Source organism: Paraburkholderia caribensis (assembly GCF_002902945.1).
In the GTDB taxonomy this organism is placed as follows: domain Bacteria; phylum Pseudomonadota; class Gammaproteobacteria; order Burkholderiales; family Burkholderiaceae; genus Paraburkholderia; species Paraburkholderia caribensis.
Genome location: NZ_CP026102.1, coordinates 2,688,715 through 2,708,806, shown reverse-complemented (window position 1 = coordinate 2,708,806; position 20,092 = coordinate 2,688,715). Strand labels below are relative to the sequence as shown.

The following is a 20,092-nucleotide window of genomic DNA, read 5'->3' as shown; positions in this document are numbered from 1 at the left end:
GCCCGTCAGCCGGGCTTCTGCGGCCCGGGCGGCGAAGAGAGCCGCGCGACGATTCGAACGATGGTACAAATTCGTCTCCAAATTGAGACGAATTGCAGTCTGTCGAATTCGAATTGGCGAAGCATACCTTAATCGGCGGGGTCGTTGCAGGTCTCGTACGTGAGATAATCGGTCCACAAATCGAGACAATAGAAAAATTTTCAGCTTGGCATGGGATCCGGGTAAGCGCTGAAGCGCCAACCAAGATCGACCGCCATGGCATGGGATCCTGGTAAGCGCTAAAGCGCTAACCATGATCGACCGCCATGGCATGGGATCCTGGTAAGCGCTAAAGCGCTAACCATGATCGACCGCCGTGGCATGGGATCCTGGTAAGCGCTGAAGCGCTAACCATGATCGACAGGAGACAGCGACAAAATGATGAACGACTGGTCGGGCCTGCCCGCGACCTACAGCGAAGTCCTGCGCCGCGCAATGGACTCGCTCTTCCGCACGTTCGAGAACTTCAGCGAAGGCACCTTCATCGTCGATGCCGACGCGCGCGTCGTGTGGATCAATAAACGCTACGCGGCGCGCTTTGGTTTTGCCGATCCGCAACAGGCCATCGGCCGCGACTGCGAAGCCGTGATCCCGAATAGCCTGATGCGCGAAGTCGTGATGACAGGCAAGCCGATCCTGCTCGACGTTCTCGAAACCGACCGCGAGCCGCTCGTCGTCACGCGCCTGCCGTTGAAGGACGACGCGGGCAAGACGGTCGGCGCCGTCGGCTTTGCGCTCTTCGACGAAATGAAAGCGCTCACGCCGCTCTTCTCTCACTACTCGCGCGTGCAACAGGAACTGATCGCGACGCGCCAGTCGCTCGCGCAAGCGCGCCGCGCGAAGTACACGTTCGCGAGCTTCGTCGGCACGAGTGCGGCCAGCCTCGAAGTAAAGCGTCAGGCGCGGCGCGCGTCGCAAGTCGATTCGCCCGTGCTGCTGCTCGGCGAAACGGGCACGGGCAAGGAACTGCTCGCGCATGCGATTCACGGCGCGTCCGCCCGCTCGACCAAGCCGCTCGTCACCGTCAACGTCGCGGCGATTCCCGATGCGCTGCTCGAAGTCGAGTTCTTCGGCGCGGCGGCGGGTGCATACACGGGCGCGGACCGTAAGGGACGCGTCGGCAAGTTCGAACTGGCCGATGGCGGCACGCTGTTTCTCGACGAGATCGGCGATATGCCGTTGCCGTTGCAAGGCAAGCTGCTGCGCGTACTGCAGGACCGCGAGTTCGAGCCGCTCGGGTCGAACCGGATCGTGCGCGCCGACGTGCGGATCATCGCGGCGACGTCGGCCGATCTGCCCGCGCTTGTCGCCGAGGGGCGCTTCCGCCCGGACCTGTTCTATCGCCTCAACGTGCTCACCATTCATGCGCCGCCGCTGCGCGAGCGGCAAACGGATATCGAGGCGCTCGCCTATACGATCCTCGAAGACCTGTCGACGCAGGTGCGCGGCGGTCACTTTGAACTGCAGGACGACGCGTTGCGGCTGTTGTGCTCGTACGGCTGGCCAGGCAATGTGCGCGAGCTGCGCAACACGCTGGAGCGCGCGGTGATGCTGTCGGACAGCGAGCGCATCGATGCACGCGCGCTTGCGCCGTTCATCGGACCCGTGCGCGGACAGCTTGCGTTCGATGCGCGCGTGCCCGTGCCCGTGCAGACAGCGGCGGCCAGTGCATCAGACGAAGCGCAGCCGCAACAGTGGGCGGATGCGATGGCCGCGTTCGAAAGACGTTTTATCGACGAAGCGCTGCGCGCTTGCCAGGGACGCGTCACGGAAGCGGCCGCGCGCATCGGCATGGGCCGCGCGACGCTGTACAAGAAAATCGCTGCGTATGGCATCGAGGTGTGAGCGTCGCCGGGCGATGCCGCCGCGCAGTACGATCGTGATGCTGGCAGCAACGCCAACCCAAAGGAGACTCGGCCATGGCACGCTGGATCGTTTGGATCATGCTGGTTATCGCGAGCGGCGCCTGCAATGTGCCGCGTGCGCAGGAGGCGTCATCGGCGGCGCCGGCAGGCGAACGGCGCAACTGGTACAACGACCCGTTCTTCGCGCTTTCGCATGCGATCGCCGATTGCCCAGTGCCGCTCGGCCCAATGATGACGCACGCGCAGATGGAGGACGACGCGCACTATCGCGTGGAGCGAGGCACGACCTGCTGGCTTGCGCATCAATGCACGAAGCCCAACTCCTATCTGTACGACGCCGACATCGCCAGCGCGATTCGCGCGCGCTTCACGAGCCCGCATCCATTCGACGGCACGAGCGTGTGGATCACGGTGCAGCGCCGCTTCGTGTATGCGGAAGGCTGCGCACCCGCATCGTTCGACAGGCGCGCGTTGCAGCAGCAGCTCGAAGCGATTCCGGACGTCGAGCAGGTGTTCATGCGTATCGCCGCGAGCCCGCATGGACGGATGCCCTACAAGACGCTTGCGGAACCCGACACGCAGCCAGTAACGGAGCCGGCAACGGAACCGGTAGCGGAACCGGCAACGGAGCAGAAGCCAAAGACTCGATAACACGATAAACGCAACGCAAGGCGGCCATGGCACAATCGCGTTCGTCGAAAAACAAGTGGCCAACGGGGTTTTCCATGAAACGCAGTCAAACATCCACGGCGCGCGTCATGCATCGGGTTCGCGGCGCGGCGCTTCCTGTCGTCGTCGCGATGGCGGGCGCGCTCGCCGCGTGCAGCAGCGCGCCGCCGCTCTTCGCGCCTGATGGCCGGCCCACCACGCTAGTTCAATGCCCTGCCGGCTCCGACAACTGCGAGCAGCAGGCGCAAGCGATGTGCGGCGGCGCGTTCGACGCGATACGCACGACCACCCAGAACGGCGTGCGCAGTCTGCTCTACGCCTGCCGCGGAAAGTGAACGGCTCTGCGTTTCTGGCGTTCGCCATGCCGGGCTGCGCTCGCGGCCCGATAACTTCCTGAAGCACGCCACGCCGATTTATCGCGCGCTGCATGTCGCGGTCGATGCACGTGCATCGACCGAGCCGCTGCGTCTTCGTTGCAGCATTCGCGCAGATCGAACCATGCATCGGCCGATTTCTCGGCCGCTCTGAACAACGACTCGTCATCACGGCTTCGCGCGGCCCACAAGCGTTGCGCTGGCGCATCGCGCAAGGCGCTTCCGTGCGCCGCCCAACGGAACACATCGATCTCCTCGTATAGATTCCTGATAGCGAATGAGATTGCGTGGCGAGAGACGCGCGATGTCCATCCGATTCCGGGAAGCGTGTGCAGGCAATGCAACGACATTGAGAGAGCGGCAGTCGATTTCCCGCGGCACATTTCGTGCTAACCGATGACGCCTTTGCGAGGGACGACGGGGAACGCAATGAATCACGAGCAGATAGAAAAGGATATCGAGCATCTGGAACACGTCATCTCGCGCATCTCCGCTGCCGACGGTATTCCACTGTCATACTGGCGCGGCCGCATCGAATCGGTGTCGGTGGCCGCGCTGGTGCCGTCACAGATCAGGCGCGTCCAGCGGCTTAGCGACGCGTTGCATGCTCTCGAGGTTCGTTACAAGCGCTGAGCCCCGTCACCGATCGCGGCGAAGCGGCTCGCTTCGTGACGCTCGCATGGCGTAACAGTGGGATCGGTTGTTTCGATGCGTGCGCGGTCAGCTTCGTATACCTTCCTTCGGACACGTTCAATGGTCGAAGCAAGCTGTCGGCCTCGGCCTGTCGATCGTATCGTTCGGATGGCCAGGCGCCTTCGGCACCCGTGCGTTCAGCGATCCCGCCTCGAGTGGGAATACACGTTTGTTGACAGTACGCAGTGTTCCTGAGTCTCTGATGGCACTACACTGCTACCCGGCACTTTTTAGGTCTGGTACGGTCTCAGTTGCCGTACAGCTTTGCAAGGAGACTTCGCCAGATGGCCACATACAGACAGCTGACCGCCCAACTCGAAAAGCTTCAGAAGGAGATGGAACAAGCACGTGAACAGGAAGTGACTCAGGCGATCGCTGACATCAAACAGAAGATCGCCGATTACGGCATCACCGCCGAGGAGCTAGGCTTCTCGAGCAAGGTGCGCGCGGCGGCGCGCAAAGCCGCACTGCCGCCGAAATACCGCAACCCCAAGACGGGCGAGACCTGGAGCGGCCGTGGCCGTGCGCCGGGCTGGCTCACGGGTAAGAATCGCGACAAGTTTCTTATCGAACAATGAAACCGGCGCAAGCGCCCGTCGCCTTCAGCTGATTAGTGCGCTTGCGCTTCCTTCCTGTTTGTCTCATCCCGTAGCGGGTCCGGTCGTTGACCGGTGAACTGTTCAGTGAGCGAAAGTGCAGCCGCCTGGCGCACCGTCGCGGGAATCCCGAAAACTCTCACCTTTAGCTGGCGCGGCCCTTCGAAGCGGCGTGCCGGACCCGCTATTGCACGTCTGTTATTCGCTTGAAGGCGTTGCGGCTAGCGCGACTTCATGATTGCGGCGACTGCCCGTGAAAGCCTTATACAGCAAGGGTTTTGGGCATTCCGGACGAACCGGCGGCGCACTTCGCGCACGCGTCGCTGAGGCGTTTCTCGAGCGCGCCGCATCGTCGGGTGACGCTTCATTCGCAGCGACTCTTCCCGCCTCCCGAAAACGCTCACCTCAGCGTTTTTTTCAGTTACCGGCGATCACTCAGTGGAAACCCGGAGTTGAGTGCGCCTCATACCCCGGATCAAAAAACATCGCTTCATCGTCCTGCTTGTCGGCCAGCACAATCAGCGCATCCCACTCAACCTGATGGAACTGGACAGATGAGCACCACTGAGAAGCAGCTGTATATCGGCGAAGGATTTGAGGGCCCGGGCGTGAACCTCGCGCACATCAACGTGCTGGTCGGCCCGCGCAGCGGTCCTGCGGGCCAGGCCTTCGCCACCGCGCTGTCGACGCCTTCCGCCGGTCACGCGCCGTTCGTCGTGATCGCGCGTCCGGGTGTGCCGACCAAGCCGCTGACGCTGTACGTCAACAAGGCGCAAATCGACGGCGACTTCCACGGCAACGCGACGTGGGGCGCATCGCAGGCGGGCATCGCGAAGGCGGTGGCCGAGTCGCTGGAGAACGGCACGTTGCCGCCCGAAGCGGAGAACGACTGGGTCGTCGTGTCGGCGAACTGGGTCAACCCGAAGACCGACGATCTCGACGCCGTGTTCGAGAACAACTACCGCGCGTGCAAGAACGCGATTCTCGCGGCGATGAAGGGTCTGCCGCACAAGGAAGAAGTGTTCGCCGCCGCGCGCGAAGTATCGAACCCGTTCTATACGCCGAAGCAACGTTGAGGGATACGAGCCATGGAATACATCCGCCTCGGCCAGTCGGGCCTGAAGGTTTCGCGTCTGTGCCTCGGCACGATGAACATGGGCACGCCGCAATGGAAGCCGTGGATTTTCGATGAAGCGCAAAGCGAGCCGATCGTGCGTCACGCGCTCGAAGCCGGCGTGAACTTCATCGACCTCGCCGATTTCTACTCGACGGGCGTCGGCGAAGAAGTGGTCGGCCGCATCCTCAAGCGCCTCGCGCGCCGCGAAGAGATCGTCGTGACGACCAAGGTCGGCTACGACATGGGCACGTACCAGAACGCGGGCGGCCATTCGCGCAAGCACATCATGGACGGCATCGACGGCTCGCTGTCGCGTCTGGGCATGGATTACGTCGATATCTACATGCTGCACTACTTCGACGTGAACACGCCCGTCGAAGAAACGATGGGCGCGTTGAACGACATCGTGCGCGCGGGCAAGGCGCGCTACATCGGCGTATCGACGATGTACACGTGGCAATTTGCCAAGATCATGCAGGTGTGCGAGCGCAACGGCTGGCACAAGCCGATCAACATGCAACTGCAACTGAACCTGGCGTATCGCGAGGAAGAGCGCGAAATGATTCCGTATTGCCAGGATCAGGGCGTGGGCGTGTCGGTGTTCAGCCCGCTCGCGCGCGGTCTTCTGACGAGCGACGCGCAATCGACGCGTAATCAGACCGACTTCTTCACCGCGCAGATGTATGGCGACACGGCGTCGCGCGAGATCGCGGCATCGGTGGCGCGCGTGGCGGCGCGGCGTGGCGTTTCTGCGGCGCAGATCGCCCAGGCGTGGGTACTGCAGCGTGAAGGCATCGCGAGCATGCTGGTCGGCGCGGATACGCCGGCGCAGTTCGACAGCGCGCTCGCCGCGCTGGGCACGAAGCTCGAAGCGGAAGAACTGCACGAGCTGGAGCGCAACTACACGCCGTGCGATCTGATCAACGACTACACGGCGGGCAAGCGCATCGCGCGCGAAACGCGCGCGGCACAAGGCGTGTTCGCCGACGTGGCAGGTAATCTGGATAAAGCAGCATGAGTGAATTTCTTCGCACCGGCCACTACATCAACGGCGAGTGGTATGAAAGCGCGAACACGTATCCCGTTCGCAATCCGGCGACGGGCGAGGTAATCGCCAACGTCGCAAAGGGCGGCGCACAGGAAACGGCGCAAGCCATCGGAGCCGCCGAGCGTGCGTTCCCCGCCTGGCGCGCGCTGACCGCGAAAGAGCGCGGCGCACGCGTGAAGCGTTGGGGCGAGCTGATGCTCGAACATCGCGACGCGCTCGCCGAGTTGCTGACGCGCGAGCAAGGCAAGCCGCTCGCCGAAGCGAAGGGCGAAGTCGGCTACGCGGCGAGCTTCTTCGAATGGTTCGCGGAAGAAGCGAAGCGCAGCTACGGCGATGTGATTCCGAGCCCGAAGCCCGATTCGAAGATCATCGTCACGCGTGAGCCGGTTGGCGTGGTCGCGGCGATCACGCCGTGGAATTTCCCACTCGCGATGATCACGCGCAAAGCCGGTCCCGCGATCGCGGTGGGCTGCACGATGGTCCTGAAGCCTTCCGAGGAAACGCCGCTGTCCGCGTTCGCGCTGGCCGTGCTCGCCGAGCGCGCGGGCATTCCGGCGGGCGTGTTCAACATCGTGTCGGGCGATGCCGTCGCGATCGGCGGCGTGCTGACGGAGTCGCCCGTCGTGCGCAAGCTGTCGTTCACGGGCTCGACGCGCGTCGGCAAGCTGCTCGCGAAGCAGTCGGCGGATACGCTGAAGAAGCTGTCGCTGGAACTGGGCGGCAACGCGCCGTTCATCGTGTTCGACGATGCCGATATCGAGGCAGCCGTGCAGGGGGCGATGGCGTCGAAGTTCCGCAACACGGGGCAGACCTGCGTGTGCGTCAACCGCTTCTATGTTCAGGACGGCATCTACGACGCATTTACCCAGGCGCTGACGGAAGCCGTGAAGAAGATGCGCGTCGGCGATGCGCTGAAGGGCGACGTCGAGCAAGGTCCGCTGATCAACGAAGCGGCGTTGATGAAAGTCGAGGCGCATGTCGCCGATGCGTTTCAACATGGCGCGAAGGCGCTGACGGGCGGCAAGCGTCACGCGCTGGGCGGCACGTTCTACGAGCCGACCGTGCTCGTCGACGCGACGCAACCGATGCTGATCGCCGAAGAAGAAACCTTCGGCCCGGTGGCGGCGTGCTTCCGCTTCAAGACGGAAAACGAAGCGATCAAGGCCGCCAACGACACGCCGTTCGGTCTGTCCGCGTACTTCTACACGCGCGATCTGGGGCGTGCATGGCGCGTCGCGGAAGCGCTGGAAAGCGGCATGGTCGGCATCAACGAAGGGATCATCTCGACGGAAGTCGCGCCGTTCGGCGGCGTCAAGCAGTCCGGCCTCGGCCGTGAAGGCTCGAAGTACGGCATGGATGAATACGTCGAACTGAAGTACATGATGATGGGCGGTCTGGGCCGCTAGGCCGTCGAGGCTTCGTCTGCCACGCGCGGCGGAAAAGCAAGAAGCACGCGTCCTGGCGCGCACCACGGGACGCGATAACAAGGAGACATCTTGAGCGATCAAGACCTGCTTGCGCGGCCGTCCGGCCCCGCATCCCCGTCCTCGCGCGTTTCAGCGCCGGCCCAATCTCAAACCTCGCAATTCACGAATAGCAACACCGTCTCGCTCGACGACGTTCCCCTCAACCGGTTTCACATCAAGATCGCCGGACTGACGTTCGGCGCGCACTTCACGGAAGGCTTTGCACTCGGCACGATCGGTTATGCGCTCGCGTCGCTCAACAAGCAGATGCCGCTCGATGCGTTCTGGCAAGGGATGATCGGCAGTTCCGCGCTGATGGGGATTTTCGTCGGCAGCCTGGTGTTCGGCTGGCTGTCGGATCGCATGGGCCGCCAGCGCATTTTCCTGCTGAGCTTTCTGATCATCACGCTTGCGGCTTTCGCGCAGTTCTACGTGTCGTCGCCAGCGATGCTGTGCGCGCTGCGCGTGCTGATCGGCTTCGGCATGGGCGGCGATTTCGCCGTCGGTCACGCGATTCTCGCGGAGTTCTCGCCGCGCAAGCATCGCGGCACGCTGCTCGGTTCGTTCAGCGTGATCTGGACGATTGGCTACGTGGTCGCGAACGTGCTCGGCCTGTGTTACGCGGACGCGTCGCCCGATGCGTGGCGCTGGCTGCTGGCGTCGGCGGGCGTGCCCGCGCTCGCGGTGCTGGTCATGCGGATCGGCACGCCGGAATCGCCGCGCTGGCTGCACGGCAAGGGACGCGTCGCGCAAGCGCAGGCCATCGTGCTGAAATACTTCGGCCCGAACGTGACGATCGACGGCGCGCATGACGATCACGCCCACGCTGCTCAAGGTGGCTTTGCGCGTCTTTTCAGGCGCGATCTGATCCGCCGCACGATCTTCAATTGCGCGTTCTTCGTGTGCCTCGTGATTCCGTACTTCGCGATCTACACCTTCCTGCCGTCGATCCTCAAGGCGATTCATCTCGACAACGGCTCGGGCGCGGATTTCCTGCTCAACGGCTTTCTCGTGCTCGGCGCACTGCTCGGCATCTGGCTGACGATCGTGCTGTCGCGCCGCGCGTTCCTGATCGGCTCGTTCGCGGTGACGTGCCTGTCGTTGCTTGCGCTGAGTGTGCTGCCGGAATCGGCGGCGCTGTGGATGATCGTCGCGTTCGCCGTGTTCACGCTGACGATGTCGGCGTTCTCGAATCTGGTCGGCGTGTTTCCGCCCGAGTGCTTTCCGACGGAAGTGCGTGCCTGCGGCGTCGGTCTGGCGATTGCGTGCAGCCGCCTGGGCTCCGCCGTCGGCACGTTCCTGCTGCCGCTCGGCATCGCGCAACTCGGTTTTCATTCGACGATGCTCGCGTTGTCCGCCGTGCTGCTGGTTGGGATGATCGTTTCGATCGCGTGGGCGCCTGAGACGAAGCATCTGACGCTGAATCAGGCGAGCGGCGCCTGACGAAGCGCGCACCGATAACGCATTCTTCGGTTAAAGCCCGAAGCGCCCATGAGGGTGCTTCGGGCTTTTCTATTTGAGCCTGCACTGCATAGCGCATGTATCGGCTTGCACGAAGCCTGAAATGTCATTTCCGAGCGTTTTAAACATTTTTATTTACGTCTCTCATCTGCAATAAAAAGACTTTCCCAATTCCGTTCAAAACCGGCTCCTTAAAAGATAGAACCATTGATCTTGGTCATTCAGTACCGCTATATGTCGATGTTAATTTTATCGACGCTCAACGACACCGACGCTTACTGTTCAATCAGTTTTCTGATTTGAGCCGCATATCAAGGCGACACGTCGGCAAGATTTGAACGCCGGGATCACTGCAGTCCGCGAGCGTTAATCAAATATTTCTCGCGACGCTTGATGCGGGCTTCCTCTCTTGAAGTCATTCCAGGGAACACGGGTCGTTGATGTTCGTTATTCAAGGCGTTTCAGTCGTCTTCGGTGTTCGTCTGACTTGCAACGCAAACGTTTGCGTCATTTTTTATTGGTAACTACTTCAGGAGCATAAGCATGCAAAAACGCATTGTGTCCACGGCCGTTATCGGTCTGATGGCATTGCTGTCCACGGCAGCTCAGGCGGCCGACGGCACGATCACGTTCACAGGTTCTGTCACCGACACCACCTGCTCGATCAATGGCACGGCGAGCGGTACGGCCGCCGATGTCGCGGTGATTTTGCCGACCGTGCAGGCCGGCTCGCTGCCAGCCGCTGGCGCAACGGCGGGCACGTCGAGTCTCGGCGATGTCCGTCTCACGCTGAGCGGTTGTTCGGGCGCGGCCACGAAGGCGATCGCGCGCTTCGAGAACGGCCCGACCGTCGATCAGAGCAGCGGTTATCTGACCAACCAGGCATCGGCCACCCCTGCGCAAAACGTGCAGGTGCGCCTGCTGAACGCGAATGCGCAACCGATCAACGTCCTGACGGGCGCCAACAACACGCTCGCCACGAACGGCGCGACGATCACGGGCGGCGCGGCCACGCTGAACTATTTCGCGCAGTACTACGCAACGGGCAAAGCGCAGCCGGGTAACGTGAGCACGTCGGTTCAATACACGATGCAGTATCAGTAACCAGCTGGAGTGGGGCGTGCGCTTGCGTGCATGCCCCGATTCTTTTGCATTGCACGGAGCACGCGCGACATGTCAATGAAACGAAGACTGAGCTGGCTATGGCAGACGGTTCTGCTGGCGGCTGTGATGGCTGCGGGCGCCGCGCATGCCAGCGTGACGATTGCCGGCACGCGCGTTGTCTATCCGCTCGATCAGCGCGAAGTGACAGTCAAGCTGACCAACGACAGCCGCAATCCGTCGCTGGTCCAGGTCTGGCTCGACAGCGGCGACGCCAACGCGGAGGTCGACGAAAGCAGAACGCCGTTCGTGATTACGCCGCCTATTTTCCGCATGAACGCGGGCCGGTCGCAGACCTTGCGCATCATCTACAGCGGCGATGTGCTGCCGCAGGACCGGGAATCGGTGTTTTGGCTCAACGTGCTCGATATTCCGCCGAAGGCCGTGCCAAAGCCGGACGTCAACACGCTGCAACTCGCGTACCGCACGCGAATCAAGCTCTTCGCGCGTCCGCCGACATTGCCGGGTACGCCGGAGGATGCGCCGCGTCAGATCGAATGGAAAGTCTTGCCGGCCGAGGAAGGCAAGGGACAAGCACTGCTCCTGTCGAATCCGACGGCCTACCACGTGTCGTTCAGCAAGATTACGGTGACGGCGAACGGCCGTCGCTATGAGTACGACGCGGGTGGCATGGTCGTGCCGCACGGTGAGGAGACCTTTGTCATTCCGAAGATGGAAGGGGTTCAGTCGGGTCAGATTCACTACATCGCCATCAATGACTTTGGCGGTGTGATCGAGGGCGACGCAGTCATCCGTCCATGAGCCGCTCGATGTAGCGCCATGTGCGGCCGTTGTCGGCCGCGTTCCATTTCTACTCTGCCGAACGTGAAGACGTGTGCCTGCGCGCACGGCGGGTCGTTGCGCGCGTGTGCTGGGCATTTCTGTTGAGGCCGAAATTTACGGGAGGCGATCGCGTCATGCAGGACCTCGCTTCGTCAGACCGCCATGCATGCCACGAGCTTCGTGCACGCGATGATTTCCCGACATGACCTGCTTTCGCCACCCTGATGTTCCGATGCCCGGTCCACGGACCTTGCGCCCTGTTGCTGCGCTGATTTCGCCCGTGTTCGCGATGATCGCCGGGCTGTATGCCGACCACGCGACGGCCGCCGACCCGGTGAATCCCGTCGATTTCGACCCGACGTTTCTTCAATCGGGCTCGAAGGTCGATGTTTCGCGCTTTTCGCGCGGCAACGCGATTGCGCCTGGCAGCTATTACGTCGACGTCTGGCTCAACGACGCGCGCACGGCGCGTGAGAACGTACGCTTCGTGCCGACGGGCGAAGGTCAGAGCGCGCGCGCCTGCGTGACACGATTGATGCTGGAAAAGTGGGGCGTCGATTTCTCGCGCGTCGCCGCAACGGAAGGGAACGCGACGCCGCCGGCCGCGAACGAGTGTATCGACGTGAGCGTCGTTGTGCCGCAAGCCACCGTCGATTTCGACTTTTCCGAGCAAAAGCTCGCGCTCACCGTGCCGCAGAAGTACATGCGCAGCCAGGCGCGCGGCTACGTGCCGCCCGAGTTGTGGGAGAGCGGCGTCAATGCCGGTTTCCTCAGCTACAACGCGAACGTCTATCAGTCGGGCAACAACGGCACGAACACGACGCAGGGCTATGTCGGACTGAATGTCGGCGTAAATGTGGGCGGCTGGCATTTCCGACATCAGTCGTCCGTCACGGCGATGACGGGACAGACCACGCAGTTCGACGATATTGCGACCTATCTTCAGCATGACGTAACGAAGCTGCGCTCGCAGGTCGTGGTGGGCGAAGCCTTTACCACCGGGGACGTGTTCAACAGCGTCGCGTTTCGCGGCGCGCAGATCGCCACCGACGACCGCATGCTGCCGGAATCGCTGCGCGGCTACGCGCCTGTCGTGCGCGGCACGGCTGAATCGAATGCGCGCGTCAATATCAGCCAGAACGGCCAGACAATCTACGAAACCGTGGTGCCGCCCGGACCGTTCGAGATCCGGGACATCTACCCGACGGGCTACGGCGGCAACCTCGAAGTGAGCGTGACGGAAGCCGACGGCCGCCAGAAGTTTTTCACCGTGCCGTATGCATCGGTCGCGCAATTGCTGCGGCCGGGCATGACGCGTTTCGCCTTGACGGCCGGCCAGCTTCGCGATGCATCGCTGCAGAGCAAGCCTGTTTTCGCGCAACTGACGTTGCAGCGGGGCCTGACGAATCTCGTCACGCTCTATGGCGGCGCCATTGCGGCAGACGGCTATCTGGCCGCGAACTTCGGCGTCGCGCTGAATACGCCCGTGGGCGCGGTCGCGGGCGACGTCACATTGGCACGCACACAGGTGCCGGGCCAGGCAACGATGCAAGGCAACAGCCTGCATATCAGCTACAGCAAGTTCGTCGATGCGACGGACACCAACTTTGCGCTCGGCGCCTATCGCTATTCGAGCTCCGGCTATCTCAATCTCACCGACGCCGCGCGGCTGCGCGATTACGTCGAGCGTGGATCGGTGGGCAATCCTGCCGACCGCACGCGCGGCCAGTTCCAGCTGTCGATCAGCCAGAGGCTGGCGCAATACGGCTCGCTATTCGTCAACGTCACGGCGCAGGACTACTGGAATCGCGGTGGACGCGACACCTTCTATCAGGCCGGGTACTCGAACAGTTACCGGTTCGGCACTTATAGCGTGACGTTGGGGCGCACCCAGAACGCGTATGGCGAGCCGTCGAACCAGATCATGCTGACCACGACGATTCCGCTCGGCAAGTCGCGGCACGCGCCGATGCTTTCCTCGACCTACAACCGCAACGGCGACACGTCGAGCCTGCAGGCAAGCATGAGCGGCTCCGCAGGCGACGGCAATCAATACTCGTACAACGTCTACGGCACGATGAACAACGCATCGGCGACGGGCGTCAGCGGCAACGGCGGTGCGAGCGGCACGTACCGCGGACCCTACGCGCAGTTGACGGCGTCGGCGAGCGGCGGCTCGCATACGTCGCAGGTGTCGGCGGGCGCGAGCGGCTCGATCGTCGCGCATCGCGGCGGCGTCACGTTCTCGCAGACGGTCGGCGAGACCTTCGGCATCGTCGAGGCGCAGGGCGCGCAAGGCGCGCGTTTGCCGGGGGCGACGGGCGCGAAGATCGACGGCGACGGCTACGCGATCGTGCCTTACCTCACACCGTATGCGATGAACACGGTGGATATCGATCCGAAGGGCGCGTCGATGGATGTCGAATTCGAGTCGACCTCGGAGAGCGCGGCGCCGCGTCTTGGATCCGTCGTGCTGTTCAAGTACCGGACCGACACCGGCCGCGCCGCGCTGATTCGCGCACCGCGCGTGGGTGGCAAGGCGCTGCCGTTCGGCGCGGAGGTCAGCGACGAGACAGGCAAGAGCGTGGGCGTCGTCGGGCAGGACAGCCGCATCTTCGCGCGCGATCTGTACGAGCAAGGAAAGCTGACGGTGAAGTGGGGCATCAAGACCAGCCAGCAATGCAGCATCGATTACACGCTGCCGCCGCGCAAGGAAAGCGGCAAGGCGGAAATCGGCTTTGCATTGATAGACGCGCATTGTCTGCCCGTTGCGCGTGCGGCGGCAAAACCGCTGGTGACTGCGCCGGCGAAATAGCCTCGACCAGAGGCTTTGCATATCAGGAGAAGGACGAGATGAAACTGGCGACGATGGTTAAACGTAGCGGCGCACGGTGTTTCAGGCGATCGCTCCAGATGGCCGTGCTGATGGCCGTGCTGCTGGCTGCTTCGGCGGCTTATGCCACGCCGATCACCGAACAGGGAGGCCCATGCCATGTTTGACGCGAGAATTTTACAGCCGACATCGCCGCATGTTGTCGGCCGGATTATCCAGCGCGATGTTGCGCCGCTGCGCCGGGTGCTGCGCCTTGCGCTGTTCGTGCTGATGTGTGCGACATCGGCTCCCGCGCAGGCGAACATTTCATGCGGACTCGGAAATGTCAACCTGCCGCTTTGGGTGGGGACCATTTCGGTGCCTTTCAGGGCAGAGGTCGGTCAGACGATAGCTAGCGTTCCACCCATCACGTTCCAGATGAGCTGCCGCTTTGTGAACCGCGTGAACCCTGGAACTGAGGCGACTAACTACGCCAATTTCGCGACGACGCAGCTCGCGCCAGGATTCTCCGACGTTTACCAGACGGGTACCGCCGGAATCGGCATCCGCTATACCTTCGATTCGGCGCGATGCAACGCGACACGCGTCGTGATGACCAATGGTCAGGCGCGGGTGGGCTGTTACTTCAGTGGACCTCTGGACGGTCCTTACCAGAACGCGAATATCACCGTCTCACCGACGCTGGTTGTTACGGGGACGTTGCCGCCTGGCACGACGGCGCTTTCATCCATCCCACCCGTGACGATCCTGTTTACAGAAAGCGATCAAACCACCTCATGGGTTAAGGATCCTTTGTTCACGGGGGCGGCGACCGGCCAGTTCGTTCATGCGACGTGCTCGGTGAAAGAGCCCAATGTGTACGTTTCGCTTCAAACCGCCAACGCGCGGGCATTTTCGGTCGGCATTGGCTCAGTCACGCCTGCGCAACCGTTCCAGTTGTCGCTCGAGTGCGCGAGGGGCGCGAAGGTGTTGATCACGTTGACCGACAGCGTCAGCCCGGATAACCGGACCAATTTGCTGAATTTGACGAACGACTCGACCGCGCGGGGCATCAGGATTCAGATACTGAACAGCGTCGGCGCTTCCGTGTTCTTCGGCGCGGATTCGGCTGCGCCGGGGAACCAGAACCAGTGGCTGATCGGCGATTCGCCGGACGGAACGCTTCAGGTGCCGATGAGCGCCCGCTATGTGCGGACGGACGCGGTAACGCCGGGCAGCGTCAAGGCGCTGGCGACCTTCACGATGTCGTATCAGTGACGATCGGCTAGTCGTAGCGGCGCTCGGTTGTCGGAGCGCAGGCCCGGGGAAGCCCGAAGCGTTCTTCGCGAGCGCTTCGGGCTTTTTTCTTTTGCACTGCGACTTTTGAGATGTGCGGACGACGTTTCTGGGACTTAGACCCAATCTCGAAAATGTTTCTTGTATCGCAAAAAAACTGCGCTAGACCGTGGAGCCGGTGTTCCGAATGGCGTTTCAGGGTATTCGTTGGCCGCGCGACAATCTCAAAAATTTGAGAATCGTCTTAAATCTTCGTTGGCGAGCCAATTTTAAGATTGTTTCTGTGCTGAACGACGACGCGGCCGAACAAAGTAGCAGGCCGGACAGCATCGATCAGCGTAAGCGGTGCGATCTCGTCAACGCGAAAGTGCCGCCGGATTTTCCAGATCAGCCTTGATTCGTCCATCAGAAATTTAGGAGCATTCAAATGCAAAAGCGCCTCATCCCCGCAGTCGTCATCGTCGCAATGGGCATCGTCAGTCTTCAATCGATGAGAGCACACGCCGCCGACGGCACGATCACCATCAACGGCGCAGTGTCGGACACGACCTGCTCGATCAACGGTGTCGCGGCGGGTTCGCCCGCGGATGTGTCGGTCACCCTGCCGACCGTCCAGGCCGGTTCGCTGGCCGCGGCTGGCGCCACGGCCGGCACGTCGAACCTCGGCGATATCAGGTTTTCGCTGAGTGGCTGCTCGGGCACGGCGACGAAGGCTGTCGCGCGCTTCGAAAACGGCTCGAACGTCGATCAAAGCAGCGGTTATCTGCTGAACAAGGCATCCGCTTCCCCGGCGCAGAACGTCGAAGTGCGCCTGCTGAACGCGACGATGCAGCCGATCAACATCCTGACCAACGCGAACAACGACGCGGCGACCAACGGCGCGGTCATCACCGGCGGCGCGGCGATGCTGAATTACTTCGCGCAGTACTACGCCACGGGCAAGGCGCAGCCGGGTAGCGTCAGCACGTCGGTCCAGTACACAATGCAGTACCAGTAAGCGGGACCGAAGAGGGTGTTTGTTGCAGCAAACACCCTCTTCAGAAAGATTGTTTCGATAACGCGCAGTAAAAGGTGAAGCGATGAAAACGATAGGTCGGTTGCTGGCTGGTGCGGGCGTGGCATGTGCGTTGTTCGCGGGCGCGGCTCAGGCGAGCGTGACGATTGGCGGCACGCGGGTCGTGTATCCGCTGGATCAGCGCGAAGTGACTGTCAAGCTGAACAACGACAGCCGCGCGCCTTCGCTGGTGCAGGTCTGGATGGACGACGGCAACGTCGACGCGAAGCCGGGCGACAGCAAGGCGCCGTTCGTCATCACGCCGCCCATCTTCCGCATGGATGCGGGCAAGTCGCAGACACTGCGCGTCATGTACAGCGGGGAAGCACTGCCGCAGGACCGCGAGTCCGTGTACTGGCTCAACGTGCTGGACGTGCCGCCCAAAGCCGACGCCAGGCCTGACGCCAATACGCTGCAATTCGCCTATCGCACGCGCATCAAGGTGTTCGTGCGGCCGCCGAAGCTGCAGGGAACGCCGGACGAGGCGCCGCGCCAGCTCGACTGGAAGGTCGTACCGGCTCCGGAAGGTAAGGGCCAGGCGCTCGCGGTGTCGAACCCGACGGCGTATCACGTTTCGTTCAGCGAGATCAGCGTGTCGTCGAGCGGCGCTACATACAAAAACGAACGCGGCGGCATGGTCGCGCCGCGCGGCAAGGAGATCATTTCCGTGCCGCAGATGAACGGCGTGAAGTCCGGCAAGGTGCACTACGTCGCGATCAACGACTTCGGCGGCGCAATCGAAGGCGACGCGGACATTGCGCCTTAACACGTTTCGCCATCACCCCGAGGCGCCGGTTTCGCTGGCGGCCTTGATCTGCTTGAAATCTCAAAAAGACGTTCGCGCGAGGCGATCAGATACGCGCTGATCCTTTGTGCGCGCGGATCTTGGGCATCTCAAAATTAGGAGTCGTCTGAGGTACTCCTATCTCGTAAATCCATAACATCGATTCATGCCTGATCGACAGGCCAGAGTTCTTCTGAATCGAAGTTATCGGATCATGAAACCCTCACGCCAACGCCAATCGCAACGCCCGGCAAGTGCAGCAGCCGGTTCGTTCATCCTGAATCCCGTCACGGCCGTCGTGCTGTCCGTATTTGCGATGGCAGGCTTGATGAATGCGGGCATCGCGTGTGCGGCGGAAGCAGGCGGCGCGGTCGAGTTCGATACGACGTTTCTGCAGATCGACTCGCAACGGGTCGACGTCGCGCGCCTTGGGCGCGGCAACGTCGTGTCGCCGGGTGCCTACACGGTCGACATCGTGGTCAACGACAACCCCGTCGCGCGCGACGCCGTGCGCTTCGTCGCGACGCATGAAGGCGAGAACGCGCGCGCATGTCTGACGCGCAAGATGCTTGAGCGCTACGGCGTCGATTTCTCGAAGCTGGCAAGCGACGATGCGAAGGCATCCGCGCCTGCCGCTGACGAATGCATTGATGTAAGCGCGATCATTCCTGATGCAACCGTCGACTTCGACTTCGGCGAACAAAAGCTCGCCATCACGATTCCGCAAAAATACATGCACAATCTGGCGCGCGGCTACGTCGCGCCGGAGCTGTGGGACAAGGGCGTGAATGCAGGCTTCCTCAGCTACAACGCGAACATGTATCGTTCGGACAGCGGCGGCGTGCATTCGACGCAAGCCTATCTCGGCCTGAACAGCGGCGTGAATATCGGCGGCTGGCACTTCCGGCATCAATCGTCGATGACGTCGGCGACGGGTCAGTCGGCGCAGTTCGACAACATCGCCACTTACGTGCAGCACGACGTCACCAAACTGCGCTCGCAGGCGACGCTCGGCGACGCGCAAACGACAGGCGACGTGTTCGACAGCGTCGCGTTCCGCGGCGCGCAGATCGCGACCGACGACCGCATGCTGCCCGAATCGCTGCGCGGTTACGCGCCTGTGGTGCGCGGCACGGCGGAATCGAACGCGCGCGTGACGGTGCGCCAGAATGGCCAGGTGATTTACGAAACGAGCGTGTCGCCCGGTCCGTTCGAAATCAGGGATCTGTACGCAACCGGCTACGGCGGCAATCTCGACGTGACCGTGACGGAAGCCGATGGACGTAGCCGCAGTTTCACGGTGCCGTATGCAGCAGTCGCGCAGTCGCTGCGCGCGGGCACGACGCGTTTTGCGGTAACGGCAGGCGTACTGCGCGACGATTCGCTGCAAACGAAGCCTGGCTTCACGCAGTTCACGGTGCAGCGCGGGCTGACGAATCTCGTCACGCTGTACGGCGGCGGCATCGTATCGAACGGTTATGTCGCGGCGAATCTGGGCGCGGCGTTCAACACTAAATTCGGCGCCGTCGCGGGCGACGTCACGACAGCGCGCACGCAAGTGCCCGGCGCGGGGACGCAGCAAGGGCAAAGTCTGCACGTCGGCTATAGCAAGTTCGTCGACGCAACCGATACCAACATCGCGCTGGGCGCATATCGTTACTCGGACGCTGGCTATATGGGTCTTGCCGAAGCCGCGCGTACACGCGACGCCGCGCTGCATGGCGGCGATGCCAACGCGGCCGACCAGGCGCGCGGCCGTCTGCAACTGACGGTCAACCAGAACCTGAAAGACCGCGGCTCGGTATTCGCGACGGTTTCGTCGCAGCATTACTGGAACCGTCCCGGGCGCGACGTGTTCTACCAGGCGGGTTACTCGAACGGCTTCAAGTACGGCACCTATAGTGTTACTGCGGGCCGCACGCGCAGCGCTGACGGCACGCTGTCCAACGAGATCATGCTCAGCACGACGATTCCGCTTGGCCACACGCAGCATGCCCCGATGCTCTCGACCAATCTGAACATGGGCAACGGCGCGGCGACGGCGCAAACGAGCCTGGGCGGCTCGGCGGGCGAGCGCAACCAGTATTCGTACAACGCGTATGCGACGGCGGGGCAGGGTTCGTCGTCGGGTGCGAATGTGAACGGCGGCGTCAGCGGCACGTGGCGCGCGCCTTATTCGCAGGTGACGGCCTCGGCGAGCGCGGGCTCCAGCGCGACGCAGGTCTCGGCGGGCGTGAGCGGCTCGATCGTCGCGCATCCGGGCGGTGTGACGTTCTCACAGACGGTCGGCGATACGTTCGGGATTGTCGAGGCGAAGGGTGCGGAAGGCGCGATGGTGTCGAGCGCGTCGGGTGTGAAGGTGGACTCGCGCGGCTACGCGGTCGTGCCCTTCCTCACGGCGTACGGAATGAACACGGTGGATATCGACCCGAAAGGTTCGTCGAGCGATGTGGAGTTTGTGTCAACGTCGGAGCGCGTCGCGCCGCGACTGGGCTCCATCGCGATGCTGAAGTTCAAGACCAACACTGGCCGCGCAGCGTTGGTTCGCGCGCCTCGCATGGGTGGCGAGGCGCTGCCGTTCGGGGCGGAAGTGACGGACGCAGACGGGCGCAGTGTCGGGGTGGTTGCGCAGGACAGCCGCATTTTCGCGCGTGGGCTCGACGACAAGGGCGTGCTCGTGGTGAAGCTGGGCGAGAACGTGCGGGACGTGTGCCGCGTCCAGTACTCGCTTCCCGTGAAAGGCGACACGGCGGGTCTGGCTTATCTGTCGATTGAAAGCCATTGCGTGAACGATGCGCTGACTGCGTCGGCGGAACGCGACGCAGTGGTTGACAAAGCTGTCAACTGAAACAGATAAGTCGGCGCGCTGCGGTT

18 protein-coding genes are annotated in these 20,092 nt (G+C 62.6%); all 18 read left to right on the top strand.

Going from position 1 to position 20,092, the window contains the following annotated elements; all coding sequences use genetic code 11:
* The first annotated feature begins 417 nt into the window (after positions 1–417).
* The 18 genes from C2L66_RS28705 (at position 418) to C2L66_RS28620 (ending at position 20,066) form a co-directional block, all read left to right on the top strand.
* On the top strand, positions 418–1,884 hold the full coding sequence (locus C2L66_RS28705) for a sigma-54 interaction domain-containing protein (protein WP_060604837.1): 1,467 nt from the start codon (positions 418–420) through the stop codon (positions 1,882–1,884).
* Between the two features lie 74 nt (positions 1,885–1,958).
* On the top strand, positions 1,959–2,555 hold the full coding sequence (locus C2L66_RS28700; protein ID WP_060604840.1) for a BON domain-containing protein: 597 nt from the start codon (positions 1,959–1,961) through the stop codon (positions 2,553–2,555).
* A gap of 74 nt (positions 2,556–2,629) precedes the next feature.
* Positions 2,630–2,908 (top strand): hypothetical protein, encoded by a 279-nt coding sequence (locus C2L66_RS28695; RefSeq protein WP_054933356.1) that lies wholly within the window; start codon positions 2,630–2,632, stop codon positions 2,906–2,908.
* A gap of 468 nt (positions 2,909–3,376) precedes the next feature.
* Entirely contained in the window at positions 3,377–3,580 is a 204-nt protein-coding gene (locus C2L66_RS28685; RefSeq protein ID WP_035999124.1) for a hypothetical protein, read from the top strand.
* Positions 3,581–3,924: 344 nt separating this feature from the next.
* Complete coding sequence (locus C2L66_RS28675; RefSeq protein WP_054933358.1) at positions 3,925–4,218, top strand: H-NS histone family protein; 294 nt, start codon at positions 3,925–3,927, stop codon at positions 4,216–4,218.
* 572 nt (positions 4,219–4,790) lie between these two features.
* Positions 4,791–5,312: a formaldehyde-activating enzyme gene (gene fae / locus C2L66_RS28670; RefSeq protein ID WP_054933359.1), complete on the top strand. Its 522-nt coding sequence runs from the start codon at positions 4,791–4,793 to the stop codon at positions 5,310–5,312.
* Between the two features lie 12 nt (positions 5,313–5,324).
* Positions 5,325–6,371, top strand: a complete 1,047-nt coding sequence (locus tag C2L66_RS28665) for an aldo/keto reductase (RefSeq protein WP_060604843.1) — start codon at positions 5,325–5,327, stop codon at positions 6,369–6,371.
* Positions 6,368–7,807, top strand: coding sequence for an NAD-dependent succinate-semialdehyde dehydrogenase (locus C2L66_RS28660; protein WP_060604846.1), 1,440 nt, complete (start codon positions 6,368–6,370; stop codon positions 7,805–7,807). Before C2L66_RS28665 ends, C2L66_RS28660 begins: the two co-directional genes overlap by 4 nt.
* Positions 7,808–7,897: 90 nt before the next feature.
* Positions 7,898–9,310: an MFS transporter gene (locus C2L66_RS28655; RefSeq protein ID WP_060604849.1), complete on the top strand. Its 1,413-nt coding sequence runs from the start codon at positions 7,898–7,900 to the stop codon at positions 9,308–9,310.
* Positions 9,311–9,871: 561 nt separating this feature from the next.
* Positions 9,872–10,432: a fimbrial protein gene (locus C2L66_RS28650; protein ID WP_054933363.1), complete on the top strand. Its 561-nt coding sequence runs from the start codon at positions 9,872–9,874 to the stop codon at positions 10,430–10,432.
* A 69-nt stretch (positions 10,433–10,501) separates the two neighbouring features.
* The gene (locus C2L66_RS28645) at positions 10,502–11,251 is read left to right on the top strand and encodes a fimbria/pilus periplasmic chaperone (protein ID WP_060604851.1); all 750 of its coding nucleotides are present in this window, start codon (positions 10,502–10,504) and stop codon (positions 11,249–11,251) included.
* A 253-nt stretch (positions 11,252–11,504) separates the two neighbouring features.
* On the top strand, positions 11,505–14,087 hold the full coding sequence (locus tag C2L66_RS28640; protein ID WP_409372618.1) for a fimbria/pilus outer membrane usher protein: 2,583 nt from the start codon (positions 11,505–11,507) through the stop codon (positions 14,085–14,087).
* A gap of 38 nt (positions 14,088–14,125) precedes the next feature.
* Positions 14,126–14,272 (top strand): hypothetical protein, encoded by a 147-nt coding sequence (locus C2L66_RS40850; RefSeq protein WP_158512174.1) that lies wholly within the window; start codon positions 14,126–14,128, stop codon positions 14,270–14,272.
* Complete coding sequence (locus C2L66_RS40845) at positions 14,265–15,362, top strand: fimbrial protein (protein ID WP_060604857.1); 1,098 nt, start codon at positions 14,265–14,267, stop codon at positions 15,360–15,362. Before C2L66_RS40850 ends, C2L66_RS40845 begins: the two co-directional genes overlap by 8 nt.
* Before the next feature lie 205 nt (positions 15,363–15,567).
* Entirely contained in the window at positions 15,568–15,777 is a 210-nt protein-coding gene (locus C2L66_RS40840; protein WP_146174445.1) for a hypothetical protein, read from the top strand.
* A gap of 30 nt (positions 15,778–15,807) precedes the next feature.
* The gene (locus tag C2L66_RS28630) at positions 15,808–16,377 is read left to right on the top strand and encodes a fimbrial protein (protein WP_060604859.1); all 570 of its coding nucleotides are present in this window, start codon (positions 15,808–15,810) and stop codon (positions 16,375–16,377) included.
* Between the two features lie 82 nt (positions 16,378–16,459).
* Positions 16,460–17,200 carry a fimbria/pilus periplasmic chaperone gene (locus C2L66_RS28625; RefSeq protein ID WP_060604862.1) on the top strand — a complete coding sequence of 247 codons (741 nt, stop codon included), beginning with the start codon at positions 16,460–16,462 and terminating at the stop codon, positions 17,198–17,200.
* Between the two features lie 232 nt (positions 17,201–17,432).
* Positions 17,433–20,066 (top strand): fimbria/pilus outer membrane usher protein, encoded by a 2,634-nt coding sequence (locus C2L66_RS28620; protein WP_060604865.1) that lies wholly within the window; start codon positions 17,433–17,435, stop codon positions 20,064–20,066.
* Positions 20,067–20,092 lie beyond the last annotated feature (26 nt).

Excerpts from the sequence above, each read along its gene's own strand:
- C2L66_RS28705 (WP_060604837.1), top strand. The coding sequence starts at position 418 with ATGATGAACGACTGGTCGGGCCTGCCCGCGACCTACAGCGAAGTCCTG.
- C2L66_RS28700 (WP_060604840.1), top strand. The coding sequence starts at position 1,959 with ATGGCACGCTGGATCGTTTGGATCATGCTGGTTATCGCGAGCGGCGCC.
- C2L66_RS28695 (WP_054933356.1), top strand. The coding sequence starts at position 2,630 with ATGAAACGCAGTCAAACATCCACGGCGCGCGTCATGCATCGGGTTCGC.
- C2L66_RS28685 (WP_035999124.1), top strand. The coding sequence starts at position 3,377 with ATGAATCACGAGCAGATAGAAAAGGATATCGAGCATCTGGAACACGTC.
- C2L66_RS28675 (WP_054933358.1), top strand. The coding sequence starts at position 3,925 with ATGGCCACATACAGACAGCTGACCGCCCAACTCGAAAAGCTTCAGAAG.
- fae (WP_054933359.1), top strand. The coding sequence starts at position 4,791 with ATGAGCACCACTGAGAAGCAGCTGTATATCGGCGAAGGATTTGAGGGC.
- C2L66_RS28665 (WP_060604843.1), top strand. The coding sequence starts at position 5,325 with ATGGAATACATCCGCCTCGGCCAGTCGGGCCTGAAGGTTTCGCGTCTG.
- C2L66_RS28660 (WP_060604846.1), top strand. The coding sequence starts at position 6,368 with ATGAGTGAATTTCTTCGCACCGGCCACTACATCAACGGCGAGTGGTAT.
- C2L66_RS28650 (WP_054933363.1), top strand. The coding sequence starts at position 9,872 with ATGCAAAAACGCATTGTGTCCACGGCCGTTATCGGTCTGATGGCATTG.
- C2L66_RS28645 (WP_060604851.1), top strand. The coding sequence starts at position 10,502 with ATGTCAATGAAACGAAGACTGAGCTGGCTATGGCAGACGGTTCTGCTG.
- C2L66_RS28640 (WP_409372618.1), top strand. The coding sequence starts at position 11,505 with ATGCCCGGTCCACGGACCTTGCGCCCTGTTGCTGCGCTGATTTCGCCC.
- C2L66_RS40850 (WP_158512174.1), top strand. The coding sequence starts at position 14,126 with ATGAAACTGGCGACGATGGTTAAACGTAGCGGCGCACGGTGTTTCAGG.
- C2L66_RS40845 (WP_060604857.1), top strand. The coding sequence starts at position 14,265 with ATGTTTGACGCGAGAATTTTACAGCCGACATCGCCGCATGTTGTCGGC.
- C2L66_RS40840 (WP_146174445.1), top strand. The coding sequence starts at position 15,568 with ATGGCGTTTCAGGGTATTCGTTGGCCGCGCGACAATCTCAAAAATTTG.
- C2L66_RS28630 (WP_060604859.1), top strand. The coding sequence starts at position 15,808 with ATGCAAAAGCGCCTCATCCCCGCAGTCGTCATCGTCGCAATGGGCATC.
- C2L66_RS28625 (WP_060604862.1), top strand. The coding sequence starts at position 16,460 with ATGAAAACGATAGGTCGGTTGCTGGCTGGTGCGGGCGTGGCATGTGCG.
- C2L66_RS28620 (WP_060604865.1), top strand. The coding sequence starts at position 17,433 with ATGAAACCCTCACGCCAACGCCAATCGCAACGCCCGGCAAGTGCAGCA.